The 24,214-nt window shown below is 54.9% G+C and carries 24 protein-coding genes and 2 pseudogenes; 19 read left to right on the plus strand and 7 right to left on the minus strand.

Annotated elements, in window-relative coordinates; genetic code table 11:
- Positions 1 to 165: 165 nt before the first annotated feature.
- Positions 166 to 663 carry an acid resistance repetitive basic protein Asr gene (gene asr / locus EIEH_RS13075; RefSeq protein WP_015871996.1) on the minus strand — a complete coding sequence of 166 codons (498 nt, stop codon included), beginning with the start codon at positions 661 to 663 and terminating at the stop codon, positions 166 to 168.
- A 149-nt stretch (positions 664 to 812) separates the two neighbouring features.
- Positions 813 to 1,134 (minus strand): annotated as a pseudogene (locus EIEH_RS13080) (DUF4186 domain-containing protein); the annotation flags it as partial.
- A gap of 241 nt (positions 1,135 to 1,375) precedes the next feature.
- On the opposite strand from EIEH_RS13080, the gene pdxB reads away from it, so the two are divergent.
- The 10 genes from pdxB to EIEH_RS13130 all read left to right on the plus strand — a co-directional run bounded on the left by pdxB (position 1,376) and on the right by EIEH_RS13130 (position 11,407).
- Positions 1,376 to 2,503, plus strand: a complete 1,128-nt coding sequence (pdxB, locus tag EIEH_RS13085) for a 4-phosphoerythronate dehydrogenase PdxB (protein ID WP_015871993.1) — start codon at positions 1,376 to 1,378, stop codon at positions 2,501 to 2,503.
- Between the two features lie 108 nt (positions 2,504 to 2,611).
- A complete protein-coding gene (locus EIEH_RS13090; protein WP_015871992.1) occupies positions 2,612 to 3,622 on the plus strand; it encodes an aspartate-semialdehyde dehydrogenase in 1,011 nt (336 codons plus the stop codon).
- Positions 3,622 to 4,449 carry a tRNA pseudouridine(38-40) synthase TruA gene (gene truA / locus EIEH_RS13095; RefSeq protein WP_035609870.1) on the plus strand — a complete coding sequence of 276 codons (828 nt, stop codon included), beginning with the start codon at positions 3,622 to 3,624 and terminating at the stop codon, positions 4,447 to 4,449. The genes EIEH_RS13090 and truA overlap by 1 nt, the downstream gene beginning before the upstream one ends.
- A 14-nt stretch (positions 4,450 to 4,463) precedes the next feature.
- A complete protein-coding gene (locus tag EIEH_RS13100) occupies positions 4,464 to 5,129 on the plus strand; it encodes a DedA family protein (protein WP_015871990.1) in 666 nt (221 codons plus the stop codon).
- 261 nt (positions 5,130 to 5,390) lie between these two features.
- A complete protein-coding gene (accD, locus tag EIEH_RS13105; protein WP_015871989.1) occupies positions 5,391 to 6,299 on the plus strand; it encodes an acetyl-CoA carboxylase, carboxyltransferase subunit beta in 909 nt (302 codons plus the stop codon).
- A gap of 144 nt (positions 6,300 to 6,443) precedes the next feature.
- Positions 6,444 to 7,715, plus strand: coding sequence for a bifunctional tetrahydrofolate synthase/dihydrofolate synthase (gene folC / locus EIEH_RS13110; protein WP_015871988.1), 1,272 nt, complete (start codon positions 6,444 to 6,446; stop codon positions 7,713 to 7,715).
- Entirely contained in the window at positions 7,705 to 8,472 is a 768-nt protein-coding gene (dedD, locus tag EIEH_RS13115) for a cell division protein DedD (protein WP_015871987.1), read from the plus strand. The genes folC and dedD overlap by 11 nt, the downstream gene beginning before the upstream one ends.
- Before the next feature lie 189 nt (positions 8,473 to 8,661).
- The gene (gene cvpA, locus EIEH_RS13120; protein ID WP_015871986.1) at positions 8,662 to 9,171 is read left to right on the plus strand and encodes a colicin V production protein; all 510 of its coding nucleotides are present in this window, start codon (positions 8,662 to 8,664) and stop codon (positions 9,169 to 9,171) included.
- A gap of 21 nt (positions 9,172 to 9,192) precedes the next feature.
- Positions 9,193 to 10,710 (plus strand): amidophosphoribosyltransferase, encoded by a 1,518-nt coding sequence (gene purF, locus EIEH_RS13125; protein WP_015871985.1) that lies wholly within the window; start codon positions 9,193 to 9,195, stop codon positions 10,708 to 10,710.
- A 118-nt stretch (positions 10,711 to 10,828) separates the two neighbouring features.
- Positions 10,829 to 11,407, plus strand: a complete 579-nt coding sequence (locus EIEH_RS13130; RefSeq protein WP_015871984.1) for a UbiX family flavin prenyltransferase — start codon at positions 10,829 to 10,831, stop codon at positions 11,405 to 11,407.
- Here the strand turns inward: EIEH_RS13130 and EIEH_RS13135 are convergent.
- The 4 genes from EIEH_RS13135 to yfcG form a co-directional block, all read right to left on the minus strand.
- Positions 11,404 to 12,090, minus strand: a complete 687-nt coding sequence (locus tag EIEH_RS13135; protein WP_015871983.1) for an SDR family NAD(P)-dependent oxidoreductase — start codon at positions 12,088 to 12,090, stop codon at positions 11,404 to 11,406. The genes EIEH_RS13130 and EIEH_RS13135 overlap by 4 nt on opposite strands.
- A gap of 198 nt (positions 12,091 to 12,288) precedes the next feature.
- Positions 12,289 to 13,185: a TIGR01777 family oxidoreductase gene (locus EIEH_RS13140; RefSeq protein WP_015871982.1), complete on the minus strand. Its 897-nt coding sequence runs from the start codon at positions 13,183 to 13,185 to the stop codon at positions 12,289 to 12,291.
- 43 nt (positions 13,186 to 13,228) lie between these two features.
- Positions 13,229 to 13,603: a dihydroneopterin triphosphate 2'-epimerase gene (folX, locus tag EIEH_RS13145; protein ID WP_015871981.1), complete on the minus strand. Its 375-nt coding sequence runs from the start codon at positions 13,601 to 13,603 to the stop codon at positions 13,229 to 13,231.
- 54 nt (positions 13,604 to 13,657) lie between these two features.
- Positions 13,658 to 14,284 (minus strand): GSH-dependent disulfide bond oxidoreductase, encoded by a 627-nt coding sequence (yfcG, locus tag EIEH_RS13150; RefSeq protein WP_015871980.1) that lies wholly within the window; start codon positions 14,282 to 14,284, stop codon positions 13,658 to 13,660.
- Positions 14,285 to 14,494: 210 nt separating this feature from the next.
- On the opposite strand from yfcG, the gene yfcF reads away from it, so the two are divergent.
- From yfcF to EIEH_RS13185, 9 genes and pseudogenes are all read left to right on the plus strand, one after another.
- A complete protein-coding gene (yfcF, locus tag EIEH_RS13155) occupies positions 14,495 to 15,136 on the plus strand; it encodes a glutathione transferase (protein ID WP_015871979.1) in 642 nt (213 codons plus the stop codon).
- 108 nt (positions 15,137 to 15,244) lie between these two features.
- Positions 15,245 to 15,808, plus strand: a complete 564-nt coding sequence (gene yfcE, locus EIEH_RS13160; RefSeq protein ID WP_015871978.1) for a phosphodiesterase — start codon at positions 15,245 to 15,247, stop codon at positions 15,806 to 15,808.
- 98 nt (positions 15,809 to 15,906) lie between these two features.
- Complete coding sequence (yfcD, locus tag EIEH_RS13165; protein ID WP_015871977.1) at positions 15,907 to 16,425, plus strand: NUDIX hydrolase YfcD; 519 nt, start codon at positions 15,907 to 15,909, stop codon at positions 16,423 to 16,425.
- A 167-nt stretch (positions 16,426 to 16,592) separates the two neighbouring features.
- Positions 16,593 to 17,171, plus strand: coding sequence for a rhodanese-like domain-containing protein (locus EIEH_RS13170; protein WP_015871976.1), 579 nt, complete (start codon positions 16,593 to 16,595; stop codon positions 17,169 to 17,171).
- Between the two features lie 964 nt (positions 17,172 to 18,135).
- Entirely contained in the window at positions 18,136 to 19,050 is a 915-nt protein-coding gene (gene aepX / locus EIEH_RS13175) for a phosphoenolpyruvate mutase (RefSeq protein WP_015871974.1), read from the plus strand.
- Between the two features lie 287 nt (positions 19,051 to 19,337).
- A complete protein-coding gene (gene aepY, locus EIEH_RS17880; RefSeq protein WP_015871973.1) occupies positions 19,338 to 20,501 on the plus strand; it encodes a phosphonopyruvate decarboxylase in 1,164 nt (387 codons plus the stop codon).
- A gap of 177 nt (positions 20,502 to 20,678) precedes the next feature.
- Positions 20,679 to 22,061, plus strand: a complete 1,383-nt coding sequence (phnY, locus tag EIEH_RS13180) for a phosphonoacetaldehyde dehydrogenase (RefSeq protein WP_015871972.1) — start codon at positions 20,679 to 20,681, stop codon at positions 22,059 to 22,061.
- 22 nt (positions 22,062 to 22,083) lie between these two features.
- A complete protein-coding gene (locus tag EIEH_RS17885) occupies positions 22,084 to 22,809 on the plus strand; it encodes a sulfite exporter TauE/SafE family protein (protein WP_071525731.1) in 726 nt (241 codons plus the stop codon).
- Between the two features lie 101 nt (positions 22,810 to 22,910).
- Positions 22,911 to 23,228 (plus strand): annotated as a pseudogene (locus tag EIEH_RS13185) (transposase); the annotation flags it as partial.
- A 225-nt stretch (positions 23,229 to 23,453) separates the two neighbouring features.
- Here the strand turns inward: EIEH_RS13185 and EIEH_RS13190 are convergent.
- Positions 23,454 to 24,214, minus strand: a 761-nt coding sequence (locus tag EIEH_RS13190) for an IS110 family RNA-guided transposase (RefSeq protein ID WP_035609875.1), incomplete at its 5' end; no start/stop codon positions are given.

Consider the following 24,214-nt stretch of genomic DNA (forward strand, 5'->3'; position numbering starts at 1 on the left):
ATGGCACTGCTGTCGGCGGGGGGGGAGCGCGATGTTCGGGTGAACTTTGACGTGACGGCGTTCGTCTGTCGCCTGCGCCGCTAGCTGGCCACGCAGACAACGCAGATAACAAAGAAGCCCCGGCGATGAGGCACGGGGCGTCTGGGTGAGACTCAAGCGGTGGGCTTAGGCTTTAGGCGCCGCTTTCTTGTGGTGAACTTTCTTGGCAGCCTGTGCTTTTTGCGCTACGGCTGCTTTCTTGTGGTGAACCTTCTTGGCAGCCTGTGCTTTTTGCGCTACGGCTGCTTTCTTGTGGTGAACCTTCTTGGCAGCCTGTGCTTTTTGTTCAACGGCTGCTTTCTTATGGTGCACCTTCTTGGCAGCCTGTGCTTTTTGCGCTACGGCTGCTTTCTTGTGGTGCACCTTCTTGGCAGCCTGTGCTTTTTGTTCAACGGCCGCTTTCTTATGGTGCGCTTTTTTCGCTGACTGGGCTTTCTGCTCCGTCCTCGCTTTTTTATGGTGTTTTTTGATGCGGTGATGTTTTACTGCAACTGTATCTTTAGCCGCCGGAGCGGCACTTTGGGCTGCCGGGGCAGCGACCGGAGCTGCGGCCTGTTCGGCGGCAAAAGCGGCGGAAGAGAGACCCATCGCAGCAGCAACAACCAGAGCTAATACTTTATTCATTTTGACTGTCCTCAAGATTTGCCGTTTGGTAAGCCCCCCACTGGAGCCGTTGAGAATATGTTAGGCAGCGGCGCGACGGTTGTCCGTGAGTGTTTGGTGTCGGTAAGTAACCGTATGTACAACGGCGGCGATATGTGTCCTATCCGCGCTCAGCGCGGCGTTTGTGTCGCCAGCCAGTAGGCCATAATGTACAGTTTTTCTCCGCTGTTCAGCGCCCGGCCGTGCGGCATATGGTGCCAATTTTTCCAGGCAGCCGCGGCAGCAGGTGGCGGTAGCATGCTATGCCACAAAAACCGGATGTCCACGCATGGGCGTCTGTTTGCCATCGCTGGGGATGTGGGAAGGGGCCCGTCGGGTATCGATAAAGTCCCGGGCATGGTTCAGTATCCGGGGCAGTCCGTTACGCTGCAGATAGCACCACTCGTCGGCGTTAAGCTTAAAACGGCGCCGGAACGGCGAACGCTGTAACCGCTGTCAAACGGTGGTTGAGAAGGGGGGCACATGAGACTCCTGATGGGGAGACGCCTTACCATGCTGCGTTTATCGACGGATGATAATCGATGCGTGACTGTGTATCCACTCTCCCTGCTCTGCGTCGGTGACCGTCCTGTCTTTGGGGCGGGATGCTGTCGCTGCTGAGGTTAGGTGTCGCATGCATTTGGTGGCAGAATAATCCGTCCTGAATCTATGGTGTAGCCGCAGGGGAGAGCAGATGAAAATTGTGGTTGATGAAAATATGCCGTATGCCGAGGCGCTGTTTGGGCGTCTTGGCGAGGTAGTGGCCGTGCGGGGCCGCCCGCTGCCCGCGGCCGCGTTGGTCGGGGCTGATGCGCTGATGGTGCGCTCAGTGACGACGGTCAATCAGGCATTGCTGGCGGGGCAGCGCGTTCGCTTTGTCGGCACCGCCACCGCCGGTACCGATCATGTGGATACAGCCTGGCTGGCGCAGGCTGGCATCGGCTTTTCCGCCGCCCCCGGCTGTAACGCCATTGCCGTGGTGGAGTATGTCTTTTCTGCCCTGATGCTGCTGGCGGAGCGGGACGGTTTTGCGCTGCGCGATAAGACCGTGGGGATCGTCGGGGTTGGCAATGTGGGCAGCCGGTTGCAGCGCCGCCTGACCGCGCTGGGGATCCGCACCCTGCTGTGCGATCCGCCGCGCGCCGATCGCGGTGATGACGAGCAGTTTCACAGTCTGGCGGATTTACAGCGTGAGGCGGATATCATCACCTTCCATACGCCGCTGAACAAGAGCGGTCCCTATCGAACGCTGCACCTGGCCGATGCGGATTTTCTGCGCGGGCTGCCGCCGGGGCGGATCCTGATTAACGCCGGGCGCGGCGCCGTCGTCGACAATGCGGCGCTGCTGCAGGCGCTGGAGGCGGGGCAGGATCTGCGGGTGGTGCTGGATGTCTGGGAGCCGGAGCCGATGCTGTCGCTGCCGCTGCTGGCCCGGGTGGACATCGCGACGCCGCACATCGCCGGATACAGCCTGGAGGGGAAAGCGCGCGGTACTACCCAGGTATTTGAGGCTTTCAGCACCTTCTTGGGACAGCCGCAGTCGGTGGTGCTGCCCTCCCTGTTACCGCCACCGCCGGTCGCCAGCGTACGCATTCACGGTCATCCCGATCAGGCGATGCTCAAACGTCTGATGCATCTGGTGTATGATGTGCGCCGTGATGATGTACCGCTGCGTCGCGTCGCTGCACAGGAGGGCGAATTCGATCGCCTGCGTAAACACTATCCGGCGCGCCGCGAGTGGTCATCGCTGCAGGTACTGTGCGACGATTGCACCAGTGCCTCGCTGCTGACGGCGTTGGGTTTTGACGCCCGCGTCGCCTGATCAGACAATGGATGCTTATCGCCAGTGTACCCGGGAGGGGGACTGGCGATTTTTGATGGGCTATTGACAGGGACGGCGGCGTAACCCGCTGTCCGGGAGAGAATGAGAATGAGCGAAGGCTGGAATATTGCCGTATTGGGGGCAACCGGCGCCGTCGGTGAAGCGTTGCTGGAGCAGATGCAGCAGCGCGATCTTCCGCTGGGTGAGATCTATCTGCTGGCCAGCGAGCGTAGCGCCGGGGAGAGCGTGCGCGTCGGCGGGCGTCAGGTGACGGTGCAGGATGCGGCCACCTTTGACTGGGCACAGGCCCAGCTGGCGTTTTTTGTCGCCGGACGCGAGGCGTCGCTGCGCTATGCCGAGGATGCCGGCAACGCCGGTTGTCTGGTGATCGACAGCAGCGATGCCTTTGCACTGGAGGCGGACGTGCCGCTGGTGGTTCCGGGGGTTAATCCCCATGCGCTGGCGGAGTACCGTAACCGCAATATTGTGGCGGTGGCCGATAGCCTGACCAGTCAGCTGCTGACGGCGATCCATCCGTTAAGCGCTGAGATCGGCCTGGCGCGTATTGGCGTAACCTGCCTGCTCTCCGCCTCTGCCCATGGTAAGGCGGCGGTGGATGAGCTGGCCGGGCAGAGTGCGCGCCTGCTTAACGGCATGCCGTTCGAGCCGGGCCTGTTCCAGAAGCAGCTGGCGTTTAATCTGCTGCCGCTGCTGGCGGATCCCCAGGGCAGCGTGACCGAAGAGCGCCGTCTGGTGGATCAGGTACGTAAAGTGCTGCAGGAGCCGGGGCTGCCGCTGACGGTCAGCTGTATCCAGTCGCCGGTGTTCTACGGCCATGCCCAGAGCGTACATCTGGAGACCCTGCGTCCGCTCAGTGTTGAAGAGGCGCGGGAGCGGCTGACGCAGTCGGAGGATATCCGTCTGAGCGAGGAGGATGACTACCCGACCCAGGTCGGTGATGCCTCGGGCAATCCTCACCTGAGCATCGGCTGCGTACGCAATGATTACGGCATGCCGGAGGCCCTGCAGTTCTGGTCGGTGGCGGACAATGTTCGCTTCGGCGGGGCGCTGATGGCGCTGGAGGTAGCAGAACGCCTGATGCAGGAGTATCTCTACTGATGTCGCAGCAACCGTTGACCGGGCAGACACCGCGCCCGGAATATACTCTGGCGCTGGGGATCGAGTATGACGGCAGCCGCTACGCCGGCTGGCAGCGCCAGCGGGAGGTCGACAGCGTCCAGGCGCGCCTGGAGGCGGCGCTGTCGCGCGTCGCCAGCGAGCCGGTGACGGTGTTCTGCGCTGGGCGTACCGACGCCGGGGTACACGCCACCGGTCAGGTGGTGCACTTCACCACCCATGCCCTGCGTCAGGAGGGCGCCTGGACCATGGGCGTCAACGCCCATCTGCCCAAGGATGTCGCGGTACGCTGGGTTAAGGATGTCAGTCCCGATTTTCACGCGCGCTTCAGCGCGACGGCGCGCCGCTATCGCTACGTCATCTATAATCATCGCTACCGCCCGGCGGTGCTGCAGAGCGGAGTCACCCATTTCTATCTGCCGCTGGACGCAGAACGCATGGCGCGCGCCGGACAGGCGCTGCTGGGGGAGAACGACTTCAGCGCCTTTCGCGCCGCCCAGTGTCAGTCCCGTACCCCGTGGCGCAACGTCTCCCACCTGAGGGTCGACCGCTACGGCTCCTACGTGGTGGTCGATATCAAGGCCAATGCCTTTGTGCATCATATGGTGCGTAATATCGTCGGCAGTCTGCTTGAGGTGGGGTGCGGCAACCAGCCGGAAAGCTGGATCGCCGGGCTGCTGGCGGGCCGGGATCGTACCCTGGCTGCCGCGACTGCCAAGGCGGCCGGGCTGTATCTGGTCGCCGTAGACTACCCGGCGCAATTTGCCCTGCCGCAGTCGCCGATGGGGCCGCTGTTTTTACCCGATTAATCTCCGGAGCCGTTATGGAATACCTACAGTGGATTGTTGATTTTATTCTACATATTGATGTGCACCTGGCACAGCTGGTCGCGCAGTATGGCGTGTGGATTTACGGCATACTCTTTTTGATCCTGTTCTGTGAAACCGGCCTGGTTGTAACGCCATTTCTGCCCGGCGATTCGCTGCTGTTCGTCGCCGGCGCGCTGGCGTCGCTGCCGAGCAACGATCTGAATGTGCACCTGATGGTGCTGCTGATGGTGATCGCTGCCATCGTGGGTGATGCGCTGAACTACACTATCGGGCGCCTGTTTGGCGAGCGGTTGTTCAGTAACCCCCACTCGCGCGTGTTCCGCCGCAGCTATCTGGATAAAACCCACGCGTTTTATGAACGTCACGGTGGAAAGACGATTATTCTGGCGCGCTTTGTGCCGATTGTGCGTACATTTGCGCCATTTGTTGCTGGCATGGGGCATATGTCCTATCGTCATTTCGCCGCCTATAACGTGATCGGGGCCCTGCTGTGGGTTCTGCTGTTTACCTATGCCGGCTACCTGTTCGGCAATGTGCCGGTGGTACAGGAGAACCTGAAGCTGCTGATCGTGGTGATCATCGTGGTTTCCATCCTGCCCGGGGTGATTGAAATTTGGCGTCATCGGCGTCAGGCGCGGCGGAATAAGGCGGCAAAATAGCCGCGTCATGCTCACCTAAAGTGGGTAAAAATGTAAACACTGCACGGTTCGACCAGTTTTTTATCCACACGGTCGAACCGTTGTGGTTTAATGAACGGCATTTATGGTCTGTTCCTGCCAGTTAAAAAACGCAGCCCGTCGCCTGAATAAAGGGGATACATGGGCTAAAACCGGGCTCAGCGCTGGCTGGGTCTTTGCATTTAGTTCCCAGGCAGGGGCAGAGGACTGGCATTTCGCCAGGTTCAAACAGAAAGGTCATCGATGAGCTGGATTGAACGCATTCTTAACAAGAGCAATATCTCTCAAACCCGGAAGGCAAGCATACCTGAGGGCGTCTGGACCAAATGCGACAGCTGTGGTCAGGTGCTCTACGGTGCCGAGCTGGAGCGTAATCTGGAGGTCTGCCCCAAGTGCGACCACCATATGCGTATGACGGCGCGGATGCGTCTGAATACGCTGCTGGATGACGGTAGCCACGTCGAGCTGGGCAGCGAGCTGGAGCCGAAGGATATCCTGAAGTTCAAAGATTCCAAAAAGTATAAGGATCGCCTCGCAGCCGCTCAGAAAGAGACCGACGAAAAGGATGCGCTGGTGGTAATGAAAGGTACCCTGCACGGGATGCCGGTGGTGGCCGCCTCGTTTGAGTTCTCCTTTATGGGCGGCTCTATGGCCTCTGTGGTCGGCTCACGCTTTGTCCGAGCCGTTGAACAGGCGCTGGAGGATAACTGTGCCCTGATCTGCTTCTCCGCCAGCGGCGGCGCCCGGATGCAGGAGGCGCTGATGTCGCTGATGCAAATGGCGAAGACCAGCGCAGCGCTGGCCAAGATGCGTGAGCGCGGTCTGCCCTATATTTCCGTGCTGACCGATCCGACCATGGGCGGCGTTTCCGCCAGCCTGGCCATGCTGGGTGATATCAATATCGCTGAGCCGAAGGCGCTGATCGGCTTCGCCGGTCCGCGCGTCATTGAGCAGACGGTGCGGGAGAAGCTGCCGGCGGGCTTCCAGCGCAGTGAGTTTCTGCTGGAAAAAGGGGCCATCGATATGATCGTGCGCCGCCCGGCGATGCGCGATAAGCTGGCCTGCCTGATGGCCAAGATGACCGGTCGTCCGGATCCGCTGGATACCGCAACCCAACAGTCTACTGGCGCGGAAAGCAGCGCGCGGGCGTAATTTCCACGCCTGTGTTCCCGGCGCGCCGCACTGGCCGCCGATACGGCGTATGGCAGGTCCATACGCCGTGCATCTTTGGCAACCGGCGCCACTCCGCGGCCGGTTACATTCCGCAATCGGTTTTATTATGGGACGTAAAACAGCATGAATACGCTTCCTACGCCATTGGCAACCTCTCCGCTTTCCACCTGGCTTGACTACCTTGAAAACCTGCACAGTAAGAGCATCGATCTCGGTCTGGATCGCGTACGCCACGTAGCGCAGCGCCTGGACCTACTGACGCCGGCCCCGGTAGTGTATACCGTCGCGGGAACGAACGGGAAAGGGACGACCTGCCGTACGCTGGAGGCGATCCTGATGGCAGCTGGCTATCGGGTTGGGGTTTATGGCTCGCCGCACCTGCTGCACTATCGTGAGCGGGTGCGCATCCAGCACCGCGAGCTGGACGATGCGGCACATGCCGCCGCCTTTGCCGCCGTTGAGGCGGGGCGCGACGGTGTATCGCTGACCTATTTCGAATTCGGCACGCTGGCCGCGTTGTACCTGTTTAAGCAGGCGGCGCTGGATGCGGTGATCCTGGAGGTCGGCCTCGGCGGCCGCCTGGATGCGACCAACATCGTGGATCCCAGCGTCGCGGTGGTGACCAGCATCGCGCTGGATCACACCGACTGGCTGGGCGATACGCGGGAGAGCATCGGCCGTGAGAAGGCCGGTATCTTCCGCGACGCGGCGCCGGCGGTGGTTGGCGAACCCGATATGCCGGACTCGATTGGCGCGGTCGCGCAGGCGTGTGGTGCTCATCTTCTGCGACGCGGCGTGGACTGGGATTTCAGCGTAGAGGCACAGGGATGGCGCTGGCACGATGCTACGCGCCATGTTGAGGGGCTGCCGCTGCCTCAGGTGCCGCTGGCCAACGCGGCGACGGCGCTGACGGCGCTCAGCTATGGGCCGCTGCCGGTCGATGACGCGGCGATCCGTCAGGGGCTGCGCGATGCGGTGCTGCCGGGGCGCTTTCAGCAGCTGTCGGAGTCGCCGCGCCTGATCCTGGACGTCGCACACAATCCCCATGCGGCGGCCTATCTGGCCCAGCGTCTGCGCACGTTGCCGCAGCGCGGCCGCCTGCGCATGGTGATCGGTATGCTCTCGGACAAGGATATCGCCGGTACGCTGGCCTGCCTGATACCGCTGGTTGACCAGTGGTACTGTGCACCGCTGGAGGGACCGCGCGGTGCGGCGGTCCTGGCGTTAATGGCGCACCTGCCCGCTGATGCCCAAACGTTTGGCGGGGTTGAGCTGGCCTGGCGCCAGGCGATGGCCGATGCGGCCGCCGACGATACGGTGGTGGTCTGTGGTTCCTTCCATACGGTTGCTCACGTAATGGCAGCCCTCGCGTCAGGAGAGACGGGTGGCAAGTAAGTTTCAGAACCGATTGGTCGGTACGGTGATCCTGGTGGCGCTGGGGGTGATCATTCTGCCCGGCCTGCTGGATGGTCAGAAAAAGCATTATCAGGATGAGTTTGCCGCGATTCCACTGGTGCCGCGTCCGGGAGAGGACGACCCGACGGATGCCATTCCGCCGGTGACGCAGCCGCTGGGGGAAACGCCGTTGCCTAGCGCCAGCGCTGGCGCCGCTCCGGTAAGTGCTGCGACGCCCTCTGCATCCGCGCCTGCGGTGGCCCCGGCACATACCCGCGGCGAGCTGGTGGAGCTGAAGCCGGTCGAGAGCCGGGCGCCGGAGCCACCGCGTACGGCGCCACCGCCTATCAGCACTCCGTCGCCGCAGGAGAGCAGGCCGAAAGCCAGCGAGCCGCCGACGCGGGTCGCGGAGAGCCGCCCCAAGGCCGTCGAGGCGGTGAAGAGCGTGACGCCGCCGCCAGAAAGCCGTCCGCTGCCCGTCGCCAAGAGCGATGCTGGTGAGAAAGCGCCAGTCGGTCAGGCCTATGTGGTGCAGCTTGGCGCGCTGCGTAACGCGGGCAAGGTGAATGAAATCATCGCCAAGCTGCGTCTGTCCGGCTACCGCGTCTATAGCGTACCGGCGACGCCGGTGCAGGGTGAGATCAACCGGCTGTTCGTTGGCCCGGAGGCGTCGCGCGCCAAGCTGCAGTCGGCGCTGCCGGAGCTGAACAGTCTGAGTGGACTGAATGGGCAGATCCACAATTACAGCGTGCGCTAAGCCGCGCGTAACGGTGTTCGACGGCGCTGTTCGCTGCGGCGGGCGGCGCCATTTTTTTGGTGAAAACGGACGGTCGGTGCGACATATTTATTTATGGCGCACGGCGGAAATCTGCTGCGCAACCGTTTTCTTTTTCTGTTAGAATGCGCCGCGGGCGACATCTGCGGCAGTTCATGCATTGGAATTGTCATGGTTTGGATTGATTGGGTCATTATTGGCATCGTCGGATTTTCTGCACTGGTCAGCTTAATCCGGGGCTTTGTGCGCGAGGCGCTGTCGCTGGTTACCTGGGGAGCGGCGTTCTTTGTCGCCAGCCATTTTTATCCCTACCTGGCTGCCTTCTTTACCCGCTTTGAGGATGCACTGGTGCGTAATGGCATTGCGATAGCGGTGCTGTTTGTTGCGACCCTGATCGTCGGCGCCATCGTTAACTATGTGATCGGCACCCTGGTGGAGCGTACCGGACTGAGCGGTACGGATCGGGTGCTGGGCGTCTGCTTTGGCGCCATACGCGGTATCCTGATCGTCGCCGCGTTGCTGTTCTTTATGGACACCTTCACGGCGATGGCGCAAAGCGAGGAGTGGAAGCAATCCCGGCTGATCCCGCAGTTTAGCCCTATCATCAGGTGGTCATTTGACTATCTGCAAAGCACGTCGAGTTTCTTGCCGGAGCACATGCCGTCGCTGCCGCTCCGGTAACGCTGATGAGGAAATGACAACATGTGCGGTATTGTCGGTATCGCCGGTTTTACACCGGTAAACCAGTCTATCTATGATGCTCTGACGGTGTTGCAGCACCGCGGCCAGGACGCCGCTGGCATCGTCACCATCGATGATAACCATGCCTTCCGCCTGCGTAAGGCCAATGGACTGGTCAGTGATGTGTTTGAGGCGCGCCATATGCAGCGCCTGCAGGGAAATATGGGGATCGGGCACGTGCGCTATCCCACCGCCGGAAGCTCCAGCGCATCAGAGGCTCAGCCGTTCTATGTTAACTCCCCCTTTGGCATCACCCTGGCGCACAACGGCAATCTGACTAATGCCCATCAGCTGAAGCAGCACCTGTTTGAGCATGCCCGCCGCCATGTCAATACCACCTCAGATTCCGAGATCCTGCTGAATATCTTCGCCTACGAGCTGGATCGCTACGATCACTATCCGCTGAGTGACGAAAATATCTTCGCCGCCGTCGCGGCGACCCACCGCCAAATCCGCGGGGCTTATGCCTGCGTGGCGATGATCATCGGCCATGGCATGGTGGCGTTCCGCGACCCGAACGGTATCCGGCCGCTGGTGATCGGCAAGCGAACCCTAGAGGATGGCCGTACAGAATATATGGTCGCCTCAGAGAGCGTGGCGCTGGATACGCTGGGGTTCGACTTTATCCGTGACGTGGCGCCGGGCGAGGCGATTTACGTTAATCTGCAGGGACAGCTGTTTACCCGCCAGTGCGCCCAGGATCCGAAGAGTCATCCCTGCCTGTTTGAGTATGTCTATTTTGCCCGTCCAGATTCGTTTCTCGACAAGATCTCCGTCTATTGCGCCCGGGTGCGGATGGGGCAGAAGCTGGGCGAGAAGATCGCACGTGAATGGGAGGATCTGGATATCGACGTAGTGATCCCGATCCCGGAAACCTCCTGCGATATCGCGCTGCAGATCGCCCGTATTCTGGATAAGCCCTACCGCCAGGGGTTTGTCAAAAACCGCTATGTGGGGCGTACCTTTATCATGCCGGGGCAGCAGCTGCGCCGCCAATCGGTGCGCCGCAAGCTGAACGCCAATCGCGCCGAGTTTCGCGATAAGAATGTGCTGCTGGTGGATGACTCCATCGTGCGCGGCACCACCTCGGAGCAGATCATCGAGATGGCACGGGAGGCGGGCGCCCGTCGGGTTTATCTGGCCTCCGCCGCGCCGGAGATCCGTTTTCCCAACGTCTATGGCATCGATATGCCGAGCGCGAGCGAGCTTATCGCCCACGGGCGCGAGGTCGAGGAGATCCGCCAGCTGATCGGCGCCGATGGGCTGATTTTCCAGGATTTGACGGATCTTATCGAGGCTGTGCGAGAGGATAACCCGGATATCGAGCAGTTTGAGTGTTCGGTATTTGACGGGGTATATATCACGCGCGACGTGGATCAGGCCTATCTGGACTATCTGCAATCGCTGCGCGGCGATGATACCAAGGCGCTGAATAACCAGCAGCAGGCGGAAGATCTCGCGTTGTATAATGAAGGGTAGCAGCACGTTTTGCGCTTTGCCGCCGGGCCGCATATGCGGCCCGTTTTTACTTGCACGCTCGCCCGCCTTGCGGCAAAGTCGCTGCAGCAAAGCGTTGAATAAGGATAAGTGACGGGCGATGAAACGACTGATTATCGGAATCTCTGGCGCCAGCGGCGCGATCTACGGGGTCCGTCTGCTGCAGGCGCTACGGGCGCTGTCGGCGGTGGAGACCCACCTGGTGATGAGTCAGGCAGCGCGTCAGACTCTGGCCCTGGAGACGGATCTCTCGCTAAAAGAGGTGCAGGCGCTGGCGGATGTGGTACACGATGTGCGGGATATCGCCGCCTCGCTCTCCTCTGGCTCGTTTAAAACTGCCGGGATGGTGATTTTGCCCTGCTCGATCAAAACGCTCTCGGCGATTGTGCACGGTTACAGCGACACCCTGTTGGTGCGCGCTGCCGACGTGGTATTGAAAGAGCGGCGTCCGCTGGTGCTGTGCGTGCGGGAGACGCCGCTGCATCTGGGACACCTGCGCACAATGACCGCCGCCGCCGAGATGGGGGCGATCATCATGCCGCCGATGCCGGCATTTTATCACCGTCCTCGGCGGATTGAGGATCTCGTCGACCAGACGGTCAACCGGGTGCTGGATCAGCTGGACATCTGTCTGCCGCAGGATCTGTTCCCACGCTGGCAGGGGCCTGTGGCAGGCTAACCCTCTCCCGCCATATTGAGCTGGCTGCCGGTGATGGAGCCCGCCACCGGTGAGGCCAGCCACAGCGCCAGTTCGGCGATCGACTGCACCGTGCCCTCTACGTCCCGGCCCGGCGAAGGAAACGGGTCGGGTACCAGATGGTTGACCGTAATGCCCTGGGGTGCCAGCTCCTGCGCCATGCTGCGCGTCAGTGCGGTCAGCGCCGCGCGGCTCATGGCACAGAGCGCGCCACCGTGGTCGGGAGGCTGGTGCGCGCCGCTGATATGAATGATTCGCCCCCCCGCCGACATGCGCCGGGCGGCCAGCTGGCTGGTCAGAAATACCGCCTGCACATTGATTGCCATAACCTGCTCAAACTCGCGCAGTTCAATTTCATCAAACGGTTTGCAGATGGTCACGGCGGCCTGATTGACCAGGATATCGATCTGTCCCCACAGCTCCAGCGTGCGGGTGATGGCGCGGGCGCAGGTTTCTGGGCTGCGTGCGTCGGTACGCAGGGCGATGGCCTCACCGCCTCGCTGACGAATTTGGGTAGTCAGCCGCCGCGCCTCGCTTTCCGAATGGTGGTAGGTCAGTGCCACGCGGGCACCGCTGTCGGCCAGGGCTGTTACGATGGCGGCGCCGGTGCCGTGCGCGCCGCCGGTGACCAGCGCCACTTTATCGCGCAAGAGGGTTGGGCTCATAGATGCTCCACCGTGGGAAATATCCGGGCCCGGTGCCCCGGAACCGGCACGGAGTGCCGAACCGGGGTATCGCGCCCGCTGTGTCTTAGTTGCGTCGGCCGTCGGTACCATCGCTTCTCTCTGCAGAGAGTGTAGTGGGCGCGTCGGGTCACACCGTCACCGCCGGTGCGCCGGGCTGCACATTGCGTGCGCTCCACGCTATCTGATGATGTCGTCCAGCGCCTCGCGCAGGTCGTAATAGCGAAAGCCAAAGCCCGCTTCCTCCAGATGGCGCGGCAGTACCCGCTGGCCGCCCAGCAGGATCTGACTGGCCTCACCCATTAACGCGCGTAGGGCCATGGCAGGTACGCGGAGCAGGGTAGGCCGCCCCAGCACCTCGCCCAGCGTGGCGACGAACTGATCGTTGCGCACCGGGTAGGGGGCTGTCATGTTAAAGGGGCCGCGCAGAGTAGGGTTATCCAGCAGATACAGTATTGCGTTGACCATGTCGTCGATATGGATCCAGGACATGTACTGGTGGCCATTGCCCAATTCGCCGCCGAGCCCCAGGCGAAACAGCGGCAGCATACGTCCCAGCGCGCCGCCGTTGGGAGCCAGTACGATGCCGGTACGCAGCAGGCAGACGCGGGTATATTCGCTCTCCGCCTCATACGCCAGCGCCTCCCAGCGGGCGCACAGGCGGTGGGTGAAGTCATTGCGGGGCGGGTCATCCTCGTTGAGCGGCGTCTCATCCTGACTGCCGTAGTAACCGACGGCGGAGCCGGAGATCAGCACGTGGGGCGGGCGCTGTCCGGCGCGGATCAGGTTGGCCAGACGCTGGGTGACTGTCCAGCGACTGTCGCACAGTACCTGCTTTTGCGCCGCGCTCCAGCGTTTGTCGGCGATCGGTTCACCGGCCAGATTAATGACGGCGTCATAGCCATCCAGACTGGTCAGATTATCGAGTGAGGTGAGGCACTGAACGCTGTTCCCTATACGCTGACGGGCCCGCGCTGCGCTGCGCGTCAGCACGTTCAGTCGATGGCCGAGCACGTGTAGCCGGGCGCACAGCGCCTGACCGATAAGACCGGTAGCACCGGTAATCAAGATCTCCATAGGCTGCTCCTTACGGCGCGCGCCGACGCACCGTTCCCTCCGCTTATTCCCCCCGGCTATAGCGCATGGTCACGGAGACCGAATCGGCATAGCGTAGGGCGTAAAGTTTATCGACCTCTACTTCAGCATAGGTGACCCAAGGATGTTCACAAGCGATCGCCAGCAGATCCTGAGTCAACTTCTCCAGCAGGGCAAAACGGTTTTGCTCCACGTGGGCGATGATGCGTTTGGTGATGGTGCGGTAGTTGAGCGCATCGGCGATCTCTTCGCTGTGGCGGGCCTGTTGCGCCGGGTAGTGAATGGCAATATTGATCACCACATCCTGCCGGTTGGCTATTTCCTCCTCGTTAATGCCGATAAACGTACGCAGACGCAGGTTTTTAATTTTGATGATGGCATCTGGGAAATGTGGACTCATAAGCGATCCTGAATGGTAACGTAGCGGACAGGCGGGGGCAGCCGCCTGCGGGGATCAGGCCTGGGCGAGCCGGTAGGCACGCTGGGTGGCCGGACGTGCCTGAATGGCATGGAACCAGCGACTGACGGCAGGGTAATCGGCCAGATCGATGCGCTGGCGGGTGTAGGCGGCAACCCAGGGGTAAATCGCCATATCGGCGATGCTGTAGTCGGCGCCGGCGACGTAGGCGTGCCGCCGCAGCTGAGTGTTCAACACCGCATACAGGTGGCAGGTCTCCACCTGATACCGCTCAATGGCGTAGGGAACCGGCTGCGGGGCATAGTGGTTGAAGTGATGATTCTGCCCCAGCATCGGGCCAAAACCGCCCACTTGCCAGAAAAGCCACTGTAGAGTGGTGGCCCTCGCACGCAGATCCGTGCTGAGAAAGCACCCGCTCTTTTCCGCGAGGTAAAGCAGGATAGCGCCGGATTCGAACAGGCTCAGCGGTGTGCCTCCATCCAGAGGCTGGCGATCGACTATCGCCGGAATTTTATTGTTGGGAGATATAGCCAGAAATGTCGGCGTAAACTGCTCACCGGCGGCGATATCGACAGGATGCAGCTGATAGGGCAGGCCACTCTCTTCCAGAAACAGGGTAATCTTGTGGCCGTTCGGTGTTGCAGCGTAGTAAAGATCGATCATGGTCGTTTCCTGCTAGGGGGTGGGTCTGGCGACTATAGAGCAAATTTCGCGGTGATAAAAGGATGATGTTAACAGATTGTTTTGTGCGTATTCCCAGTTCGGGCGCAGACGGGATGCGCAACGTGGCGTTTCGTCACGACAGAAACATGGCATACTGTCAGCGAGGGTGCGCGATCGCTTGCCCGACGTTGACTGCCATCAGGAGTGCCTATGAGTTCCTCTGCGATCGTTCTCTATTCTGACAGCCGCTATCTGAGCCCTTACGTGATGTCCGTCTTTGTTGCCCTAAAGGAAAAGGGGCTGCGCTGTGAGCTGGTTCCGGTGGATTTGGCGGAGCATGAAAACCGTCAGGAGGCCTATGCAGCGGTGTCTCTGACCTGCCGTGTACCAACGCTGTTACTGGATGGTTTTGACCTGGCGGAGTCCTCCGCCATCTGTGAATTTCTTGATGAAACCTTCTGCGCGCCGCATTATCCGCCGCTCTATCCGCATCTGCGTCAGGCGCGGGCTACCGCCCGCGAGGTGCAGGCCTGGCTGCGCAGCGATCTGGCTGCGCTGCGCTGTGAGCGGCCGAGCGAGGTGGTGTTCTGCGGCCACCGCGCGGGTGCGCTGTCGGAGGAGGCCAGGTATGAGGCCGTCCGGCTGGTGGCCGCCGCGGAGCGCCTGCTGCCGGCCGGGCGACAAAATCTGTTCGGTGAGTGGTGCATTGCCGACACCGATCTGGCGATGATGCTGAACCGTTTGGCACAGCATGGCGATGGTCTGCCTGAGCGGCTGGCGGAGTATGCCCATTTCCAGTGGCAGCGGGCTTCAGTGTGCCAGTGGCTGGCGCTGGGGCGTCGCGGCGGGTAAAAATGGCGCCGTAGCCGGGGGTGGCTGGTATCGTAAAAGCGGGCTGGTTACACTAAACGCTATTCCGTCATACGCGCGATGGGCGCATTCTTTTTGCAGAGCCTCACGATGAAATTAATGTTTATCTCCGATATTCACGGTTCGCTCAGCGCGACCGAACGGGCGCTGGAGATCTTTGCGCACAGTGGTTGCCGTTGGCTGATCCTGCTGGGCGATGTGCTGAACCACGGCCCGCGTAATCCACTGCCGGATCGCTACGATCCGCCGGGCGTAGCTGCGTTGCTGAATGGTTACGCCGAGCGCATTATCGCGGTGCGCGGCAACTGCGATAGCGAGGTCGATCAGATGCTGCTCATGTTTCCGATGATGGCACCGTGGCAGCAGGCACTTTTGCCGGACAGGCGGTTTTTTTTGACCCACGGTCACCGTTATCATCCCCAGCAGCTTCCTGCGCTGGCGTCGGATGACGTTCTGGTTTATGGCCATACGCACCTGCCGCTGGCCGGGCGCCAGGGGACGCATATCTGTTTTAATCCCGGATCCATCAGCCTACCCAAAGGCGGGAATGTTCCCAGCTTTGGCATGCTGGCGGGGGATCGGCTGTGGGTTCAGGCGCTGTACGGTACGGAGATACTGGCGGAGGTAAGTCTGAGCGCTGCGGCGACATGGTAAGATTATCTTTTTTGGCAAGGGGCCAGGCCGCCCGCGTCGGTGGTGATGGCATCGTGGCGCAGTAGCGCCGTTGAGAATCAGTAATAGGGTAGCAGAGGATGGTGGACCAGCAGGTTAACAGCGAGATTGAGTGGGTAGACATCGTTGATGAAAATAACGAAGTTATCGCTCAGGCCAGCCGCCAGCAGATGCGGGCACAGTGTTTGCGTCATCGTGCCACCTACATTGTGGTGCATAACGGGATGGGTAAGATCCTGGTGCAGCAGAGAACCGAGGGTAAGGATTACTATCCTGCCTGGATGGACGCCACCGCTGGCGGTGTGGTGCAGAGTGGAGAGAATATGCTGGAGTCGGCACGCCGTGAGGCGGAGGAGGAGCTGGGTATCGCCGGAGTGCCTTTCGCCGATCATGGTCTGTTCTACTATGAGCAGGCCGCATGTCGGGTCTGGGGCGGGCTGTTTAGCTGCGTCTCCCATGGACCCTTTGCCTTGCAGGAGAGCGAGGTCGCATCCGTATGCTGGATGACGCCGCAGGAGATCGCCGAACGTTGCGATAGCTTTACCCCGGACTCTATCCGGGCGTTGTCGCTGTGGATGGCGCGCAACAGTGACGGATAAGCACCGATGCTGAGCATCTGCTGTGGTGTCGATGACGGTCCCGCAGGGCCGATCGTTCGAGCTTAACGTAAGCTAAGCGTGGCAAATTAGCATTTGCCACGCTAGTCACATCATTTTGTTATATAAAAAGTTACCGTGAAATTGGGACTTTTATATAAGGAAAAATGATGAAACCCGTATTACCTCTGGTTGCTGGCGTGATGCTGGCTGCACTCTCGGCGCTGCCGGCGCAGGCCGGTCTGTTTTCCCCTTCTGAAGTGGATGCGGAAAAGCAGGCGGTACAACTGGCGCGGGAAACAGCGAGTGGGAAGTATCAGCTGCTGACCGTGCAGGAACTTAAGCAGTGGATGGGTGAGAAAAAGCCGATGCTGATCGTCGACACCATGCCCTTTGCCGACTCCTATAAGAAGCAGCATATCCCGGGCGCGTTGAATATGGCGTTCCCGATGGGGGATATGACCGTGTGGGACAAAGCCAGCATGGGGGCGATAACGCAGGCCGATTTTATGCGTATGCTGGGCGCCGATAAGGATCGGATGCTGGTATTCTACTGCGGTTTTGTTAAGTGCGCTCGTTCACATAATGCAGCCATGTGGGCCAGAACGCTGGGCTACCGGCATGTCTATCGCCTGCCAGGCGGGATTACCGCCTGGAAAGAGGCTGGTTATCCGGTAGATAAGGCCTCTTCGGTAACGCCTGTATCGGCCGATGCGGCGAAGGGGAGCTCCTGTACTCAGGGCTGCTGAGGAGAGCGTGCCCGTACTCTGCCGGTGGACAGATATGGGTAATGTGTCCTGATATAGATTGATACTTTTACGCCTGAAACGCCTGATGGATATCACCAGGCGTTTTGCATTCAGGGCCCGCTGCGGACGCTCATGGTTATAAATTGTCACCGATTCTTTTATTCTCTTCCGGAATTGCTTCTGGTCAGCCAGCGCGTTCTGATCGCTGTCATCGTTACCGGTTACTGAGCCGGTGATCCCGCTCTTCTCATGTATTGACAGGTAACAAGCTGAACAGTACGCAGCCTGCAGAGTTTTCCTCGCATGGTAGCTCATGATTTTCCTTGAGCAGACATCTATGTGCCTGATCAGATGACAGAAATTACCACGGAACCCCAATATACCGAGAAACAAACTAGAAATAGGACTAACTGGCTAATTTAATGTCTATTTTCGGTGGAAATAAGGAAATAATAAAATATTTTTTAATGACATACTTTGAAACTTTATTTTGAGACGTGTGTAAATAATTTAATCGATAAAAGCTTGTAAATCTCCCCAAGTTTGTTAACGTTGGGTTAACGCGATGGGGAGCACAACAAAAAAGATGTAAATTAAATTTCTTAATCTTAAAGATAACATTTATTTATGATGACAATAAGAGCCTATCCCAGTAGGAGTGTATTGTTTCAGCCGTGTTTGGACACGGACAGCGCGCAACAACCGGAGCGTACACGCAGTACGTGAGGATTGTGAGCACGGCCCCTAGACCGAAATGGCAAATCAAATAGCCTAATGGGATAGACTCTAAGTTGGTTAGTTGATAAATATAAGTATTGGTTGAATTTGATCTTGTTGTGAGGTGATGCTAATCATAGCTATAGATGTTTACATCAAGTGTGACTATTTTCGTTCCTGCCTCTTGTCTAATTAGAAAATATTATTGACATTATCAAAGGTAATATTTTAAAAAAGGAAAAATAAAATGAATGCATTACCTATGCTGCACGGTGCTACCCCAGGAACCCGACGTACAGCATTGAAAACAATACTACAGGAAAAAAAAGGACTTCGTATTATGGAGGCTCATAGTCCACTGTCTGCGCTATTAGTTGAAAAAGCTGAATATAAGAATGATTCATCAGATAAAATAGAATTTGATGGTTTTTGGTCAAGTTCGTTAACTGACTCCACATTGCGCTGTAAACCAGATATCGAGCTTATTGATATTTCAAGTCGATTTTCGAGAATTTCAGATATTTTTGATGTAACAACTAAACCAATGATATTTGATGGTGATACTGGCGGAAAAGTAGAACATTTGCCTTATCATATTGCTCAGGCAGAAAATCTTGGTATCTCTGCATTTATTATAGAAGATAAAACCGGGTTGAAGAAAAACTCGCTCTTCGGCAACGAAGTTTCGCAAACTCAGGCCTCGATCGAGGAGTTTTCTGAAAAAATAGCTATTGCTAAACAAGCACAGATTACCCCAGAATTCATGTTGATTGCTCGGATAGAAAGTTTAATCCTTGAAGCAGGCATGGATGATGCTATCAACCGTGCATTGACTTATGTTGATTCTGGTGCAGATAGTATTATGATTCATAGCCGAAAAAAAGATGCTGGCGAGATCCTAAAATTTGCAAAAATATTTAGAGCTCATTATAGGGATGTTCCTCTTGTATGTGTTCCAACAAGTTTCAATGAAGTTCATTTTGATCATTTAATCGATGGCGGATTTAATATTGTTATATATGCCAATCATCTATTAAGAGCATCTTATCCAGCCATGCAATATGTTGCTGATCAGATACTTAAATATGGACGAACTCTCGAGATAGAAAATAAATGCTTACCCATTAATAAAGTCCTTGATCTAATCCCTGGGACACGTTGAGTTTCTTTTTTATATACTATAGATAATGTTGATCTTAGCGTTTTTTGCGAATTAACTTGGTGCGGATCCTACATTAATCCTGCAAAGAAGATGGCGTTGAATGGCTTGGTGTTAGTGTAATGTCGGTATCTGATGATTTAAGCATTAGATGATTTAAGTATTAATAGTTGGTTTTATTGTTGTAGAGGGATTTAATTCTAGCTATGTTTAACATATGAAATAAAACTGTTCTAATTGGATTGATACCAAGAATGATTTTTCGTTAACGGGAAATAGAAGGAGTAGGAATGCTATCATCTACTGTTATTATTGATGTCTTAAAAAAAGAAGATGTTTGTTTTTATTCTGGTGTGCCTGATTCTTTATTGAAAGAGTTTTGCATGGAGTTAGATAAGCCTGATAATGGTATAAATCATATCATTGCTGCTAATGAAGGATGCGCAGTAGGTATGGCTATAGGTAATTATTTGGTGACTGGGAAAATACCTGTTGTTTATCTGCAGAATTCTGGAATTGGGAATATAACAAATCCTGTATGCTCTTTGTCAGCAGAGGAGGTGTTTAGAATTCCACTCCTTTTTATTATTGGTTGGAGAGGAGAAATTGACCAAAATGGTATTCAACTGGCAGATGAACCACAGCATAGAATGCAGGGGGAAACGACGCTCTCGCTATTGGAGTCACTGCGTATTCCATACTCTATTTTGACGCCAGAGATGGAGGATGAGAATGCGGAAGAAATTATCAGTGAGCTAATCACATTGCTCCGTCATAGCTTAACACCTGTTGCACTTGTGGTCAGAAAAAATACATTTAAAAAATTAAAAAATAATAAAGTATTACCATATATATCGGCATTTAAAGAGCATATGTCAAGGGAGCATGCTTTGGAAGAATGCGTGACACGCATACCTTATGGAACGCCTGTTGTCTGTACAACTGGCATGCTCTCAAGGGAGCTTTTCGAAATAAGAGAAAAAAATGGTGTCAGCCATAATTACGATTTTCTCAACATTGGTGGAATGGGACTAGCTTCACAGATAGCATATGGAATATCAGTTGCTTATCCTAATGGAAAAGTAATTTGCCTTGATGGTGATGGAGCATGCCTTATGCATATGGGAGGACTAACAAATAGTGCTGATGCATCTAATCTGATCCATATTATTTTTAATAATGGAGCCCATGATTCAGTTGGCGGTCAAAAAACAAAAGGTGCACAGCAGAGCTTTAGTGCTATTGCAGCCGCTTGTGGTTACACAGATGTTTCCCGTGTATCAACACCGGATGAATTAAGATCAAGCTTAGTGCAAGCGTTGAATGGCACAGGTAGTTCTTTCATTGAAATACTTTGTTGCACCGGAAGTAGAGCTGATCTTTGTCGCCCATTTATTTCCCCTCTGGATAATAAAAAAGACTTTATGCAATCATTAAATAACAGTGGGGAATAATTTTTCAGTTTTAATTAATTCTTGTATGATATAGTATTGACGTTATTTTATTGTAAAACATAATTAGAGTTGCCTTATCTCTGCGCTATATTTTTCTTATATGGCTGGCTAGTGCGTGCCAATAAAAATTAGGTGTGATGAGGTATTTGAATTAAATACAATATGGAATATTACAAAATGACATTAAAGCCATTGTTAATAAAGAATCCCTATACCGGTGAAACTATACACGAGCTTGAAGTTGATTCAATCTCCGCAATCTCTGAGATTATCGATACAAGTTACAATTACCGATCACATCTTTCTCGCTCTCAACGAGCTGATATACTAAAAAAATGTGCTATGTATCTTGAAAAAGATAAAGATGAAGCTGCCTCGCTTATCACAAGTGAGACTGGATTATCGAAAAAAGATACATGTTATGAGATCGGTCGAACTATCAATGTATTGTTATCAGGTGTCAATGAAATTTTATCTTCTGAAGAATCTATCATGGATTGTGACCTTTATGAAGGTTTCAAAGAAAGAAAAATAATATCTATTAGGGAGCCATTGGACGGAATAATATATGCGATTACCCCTTTTAATCATCCGATAAATCAGGTTGCACATAAGGTTATACCAGCTATTGCAACAAATAACAGAATCATTCTGAAGCCATCAGAGAAAACTCCACTTTCTGCCATTTACTTCCGTGACCTTTTATATAAGTGTGGATTACCAAAAGAGATGTTTAGTCTCGTTATCGGAAACCCAAAAATATTATACGAGAGAATGATTTCTGACTTACGTATCAGTATGGTGACTTTTACCGGGGGCGTAGATGTTGGAAAGTCAATAGCATGTACAGCGGGCTATCGAAAAATCGTGCTTGAGCTAGGTGGAAACGATCCTTTAATTATTATGCCAGATGCGGATCTGGAGCGTGCGACTGATTTGGTCGTTAGGGGATCTTATTCCAATAGTGGACAGAGATGTACTGCAGTAAAACGAGTTCTTGCCCATAAATCTATCGTTCATGATCTAAACTATTTGGTTGCAGAAAAGTCGAAAGCTTGGGTTACAGGTGATCCCATGCAATCCGCTACAATGATGGGTACGGTTATTGATGAAGAGGCAGCTATACGAATTCAAAACGTTGTCAACGGGGCTATTGATCAAGGAGCGAGGTTACTGAGCGGCAATCAACGTAATGGGGCGCTACTTTCGCCGACAGTCCTGACAAATGTAGATCCTAAGATGCAGCTTGTGACTCAAGAAACGTTCGGTCCTGTGACACCTATCATAACCTTTGAGACAATTTCCGAAGCTATCGCTATTGCAAATAGTACAGCATACGGGCTTTCATCTGCACTATGCACAAACCGACTGGATTGGATAAAGGAATTTTCCTCCCGTCTAAACGTCGGTACCATGAATGTATGGGAAGTGCCTGGGTTTCGTACAGAGCTTTCTCCATTCGGAGGAATAAAAGATTCCGGGTTAGGATTGAAAGAGGGAGTGCGGGAGTCAATGAAAAACTATACCAATATTAAAACTATAAGCTTACCATGGGATTGAATTAAATAAAAAGAGAAATCTGATGAATTTTATATATGTTACGGGCATAGGTATTCTAGCGGGGGTTATTAGTGGTATCGTTGGTACTGGTTCATCTATTGTTTTACTACCTGCTCTTATTTATTATTTTGGCCCTAAGGAAGCAGTGCCGATTATGGCTGTGGCATCTGTCATAGGAAATGTATCACGCATTGTCTCATGGCGAAAAAGTATACACATAAAGGCGTTTTTATATTATAGCTTGCCAGGTATACCTGCAGCTGTTGTGGGAGCTAGAACGCTTTGGGTTTTACCTACTGATATAACCGATGTTATTATAGCATGTTTTTTTATTTTACTTATACCATGGAGGAGATGGGCGAAGGTAAGAAATTTTTCCATTACAAATTGGCAACTTTCAATCGCTGGTGTGATTTTAGGATTTCTTACCGGAGTTGTTTTTTCTACCGGGCCGTTAACTGTACCACTATTCTCATTTTATGGTCTGACAAAAGGAGTTCTTCTCTCAACAGAAGCTGCAGCCTCCTTTGTCATCTATATATCAAAATCGATCACCTTTAGTACCATTGGAGCATTGCCAGTAAATATTATTGCCAGTGGGATCTTAGTAGGTTCATCAATAGCCATAGGTGTCTGTTTAGGGAAGGTTTTTGTCTTAAAAATGCCATATTATATTTTTGAGATATTAATAGACTTGATGTTGATATTCTCTTCCTTTGTTTTATTTTGGAATGCACTTTATTCTTGAGATTAGGCCTTGTTAATAAAATGGTCGTCCCCTATATCCTGTGTGGACTGACACCACCTCGGTAGACGATCCTGCCCTATAGTTTGAGCATAGGAGAGTATATGGGCACACCACGATTTACACCTGAATTTAAGGAAGAAGCCGTCCGTCAAATTACCGAGCGCGGCTACTCCGTGACTGAAGTCTCTGAGCGCCTAGGCGTGTCTGCGCACAGCCTCTACAAATGGTTACGGGCCATCAAACCCGATAATAGCGAGCAGTATGCCCGTGATCTGCTGGAAGCCAAAACTGAGATCCTGAAACTGCGGGCACAGCTGAAACACACTGAAGGAGAGCGGGATATCCTGAAACAGGCCGAAACCGGCACTCGAGTGGAGGAAGTCTGCAGAAAGATGGGAATTTCTGAGGCCACTTTTTACATCTATGGACTACCTCCGTTTTGCAAGTACTGAATCTGCTTTTGGGTTGTTGCTTACATCTATCCGGCATCAGGAAAATCTGTGCCCAAATGGGTAATTCGCACACAATCGCCTCAACAACTGGACGGCCTCTGAGGCCAGTATAAAAATCAGGTTCCGATTGTGCAGGTGCAACCTGTCACCATTTCTCAGTACGCTGCAACTTTTTCTGGCAGGGGATTAATTTCACACTACCTGATACTCGGTCTCATTTCTCAGCATCGACCAGATTATTCGCGCGTTTTTGTTAGCGACCGCCACGGTCGTTTTATTAAATCTGCGCCGTTCCTTTAACTGATTAACCCACTGATTCATATGACCATCATTGTTATTCGTGGCAACCCTGACGACAGCGCGGGCACCATGAATAAAAAGAGTCCGCAGATGCTTGTCGCCTTTTTTCGTCATATTCATCAGCACCTGCCTGTCGCCACTCGAATGCTGGCGTGGAACCAGACCCAGCCATGCAGCAAAGTGGCGGCCATTCTTAAATTCAGTTCCTTTGCCAATAGCAGCAACAACGGCCGTGGCCGTTTTAGGGTCAATGCCTTTAACTCTGGCGATACGCTGACAGGCTTCTGATTGCCTGAATACTGTTTCAATTTCCTTATCAAAAAAATGGATCCGACGCTCGAGATCGTTAAAGAGCTCATAGAGCTCGGCAATTGTTCTGCGCATACGGGAACGTAGACCGTTTTCTGCATCTTCAAGGATAAGAGGAATAGCCCGGCGAGCTCTGGAGACAGCACTGCCAATGGGGATCCCCCGGTCAAGTAACAGCCCTCTTATTTGACAGACTGTAGCAGTGCGGTGATTGATAATACGCTGCCTTGCCCGGTGTAAAGCCTGGATATCCTGCTGTTCGGGGCTTTTGGGTGGCACGAACTGCATTGTCGGTTGCATCAGAGCCACTGCGATGGCCTGTGCATTATTACCATCATTTTTTT

It is taken from the genome of Edwardsiella ictaluri ATCC 33202 (genome assembly GCF_000264785.1).
Lineage (GTDB): Bacteria > Pseudomonadota > Gammaproteobacteria > Enterobacterales > Enterobacteriaceae > Edwardsiella > Edwardsiella ictaluri.

Bases quoted from the DNA above. Each gene is read 5' to 3' on its own strand.
- asr (WP_015871996.1), bottom strand. From the start codon at position 663: ATGAATAAAGTATTAGCTCTGGTTGTTGCTGCTGCGATGGGTCTCTCT.
- pdxB (WP_015871993.1), top strand. From the start codon at position 1,376: ATGAAAATTGTGGTTGATGAAAATATGCCGTATGCCGAGGCGCTGTTT.
- EIEH_RS13090 (WP_015871992.1), top strand. From the start codon at position 2,612: ATGAGCGAAGGCTGGAATATTGCCGTATTGGGGGCAACCGGCGCCGTC.
- truA (WP_035609870.1), top strand. From the start codon at position 3,622: ATGTCGCAGCAACCGTTGACCGGGCAGACACCGCGCCCGGAATATACT.
- EIEH_RS13100 (WP_015871990.1), top strand. From the start codon at position 4,464: ATGGAATACCTACAGTGGATTGTTGATTTTATTCTACATATTGATGTG.
- accD (WP_015871989.1), top strand. From the start codon at position 5,391: ATGAGCTGGATTGAACGCATTCTTAACAAGAGCAATATCTCTCAAACC.
- folC (WP_015871988.1), top strand. From the start codon at position 6,444: ATGAATACGCTTCCTACGCCATTGGCAACCTCTCCGCTTTCCACCTGG.
- cvpA (WP_015871986.1), top strand. From the start codon at position 8,662: ATGGTTTGGATTGATTGGGTCATTATTGGCATCGTCGGATTTTCTGCA.
- purF (WP_015871985.1), top strand. From the start codon at position 9,193: ATGTGCGGTATTGTCGGTATCGCCGGTTTTACACCGGTAAACCAGTCT.
- EIEH_RS13130 (WP_015871984.1), top strand. From the start codon at position 10,829: ATGAAACGACTGATTATCGGAATCTCTGGCGCCAGCGGCGCGATCTAC.
- EIEH_RS13135 (WP_015871983.1), bottom strand. From the start codon at position 12,090: ATGAGCCCAACCCTCTTGCGCGATAAAGTGGCGCTGGTCACCGGCGGC.
- EIEH_RS13140 (WP_015871982.1), bottom strand. From the start codon at position 13,185: ATGGAGATCTTGATTACCGGTGCTACCGGTCTTATCGGTCAGGCGCTG.
- folX (WP_015871981.1), bottom strand. From the start codon at position 13,603: ATGAGTCCACATTTCCCAGATGCCATCATCAAAATTAAAAACCTGCGT.
- yfcG (WP_015871980.1), bottom strand. From the start codon at position 14,284: ATGATCGATCTTTACTACGCTGCAACACCGAACGGCCACAAGATTACC.
- yfcF (WP_015871979.1), top strand. From the start codon at position 14,495: ATGAGTTCCTCTGCGATCGTTCTCTATTCTGACAGCCGCTATCTGAGC.
- yfcE (WP_015871978.1), top strand. From the start codon at position 15,245: ATGAAATTAATGTTTATCTCCGATATTCACGGTTCGCTCAGCGCGACC.
- yfcD (WP_015871977.1), top strand. From the start codon at position 15,907: ATGGTGGACCAGCAGGTTAACAGCGAGATTGAGTGGGTAGACATCGTT.
- EIEH_RS13170 (WP_015871976.1), top strand. From the start codon at position 16,593: ATGAAACCCGTATTACCTCTGGTTGCTGGCGTGATGCTGGCTGCACTC.
- aepX (WP_015871974.1), top strand. From the start codon at position 18,136: ATGAATGCATTACCTATGCTGCACGGTGCTACCCCAGGAACCCGACGT.
- aepY (WP_015871973.1), top strand. From the start codon at position 19,338: ATGCTATCATCTACTGTTATTATTGATGTCTTAAAAAAAGAAGATGTT.
- phnY (WP_015871972.1), top strand. From the start codon at position 20,679: ATGACATTAAAGCCATTGTTAATAAAGAATCCCTATACCGGTGAAACT.
- EIEH_RS17885 (WP_071525731.1), top strand. From the start codon at position 22,084: ATGAATTTTATATATGTTACGGGCATAGGTATTCTAGCGGGGGTTATT.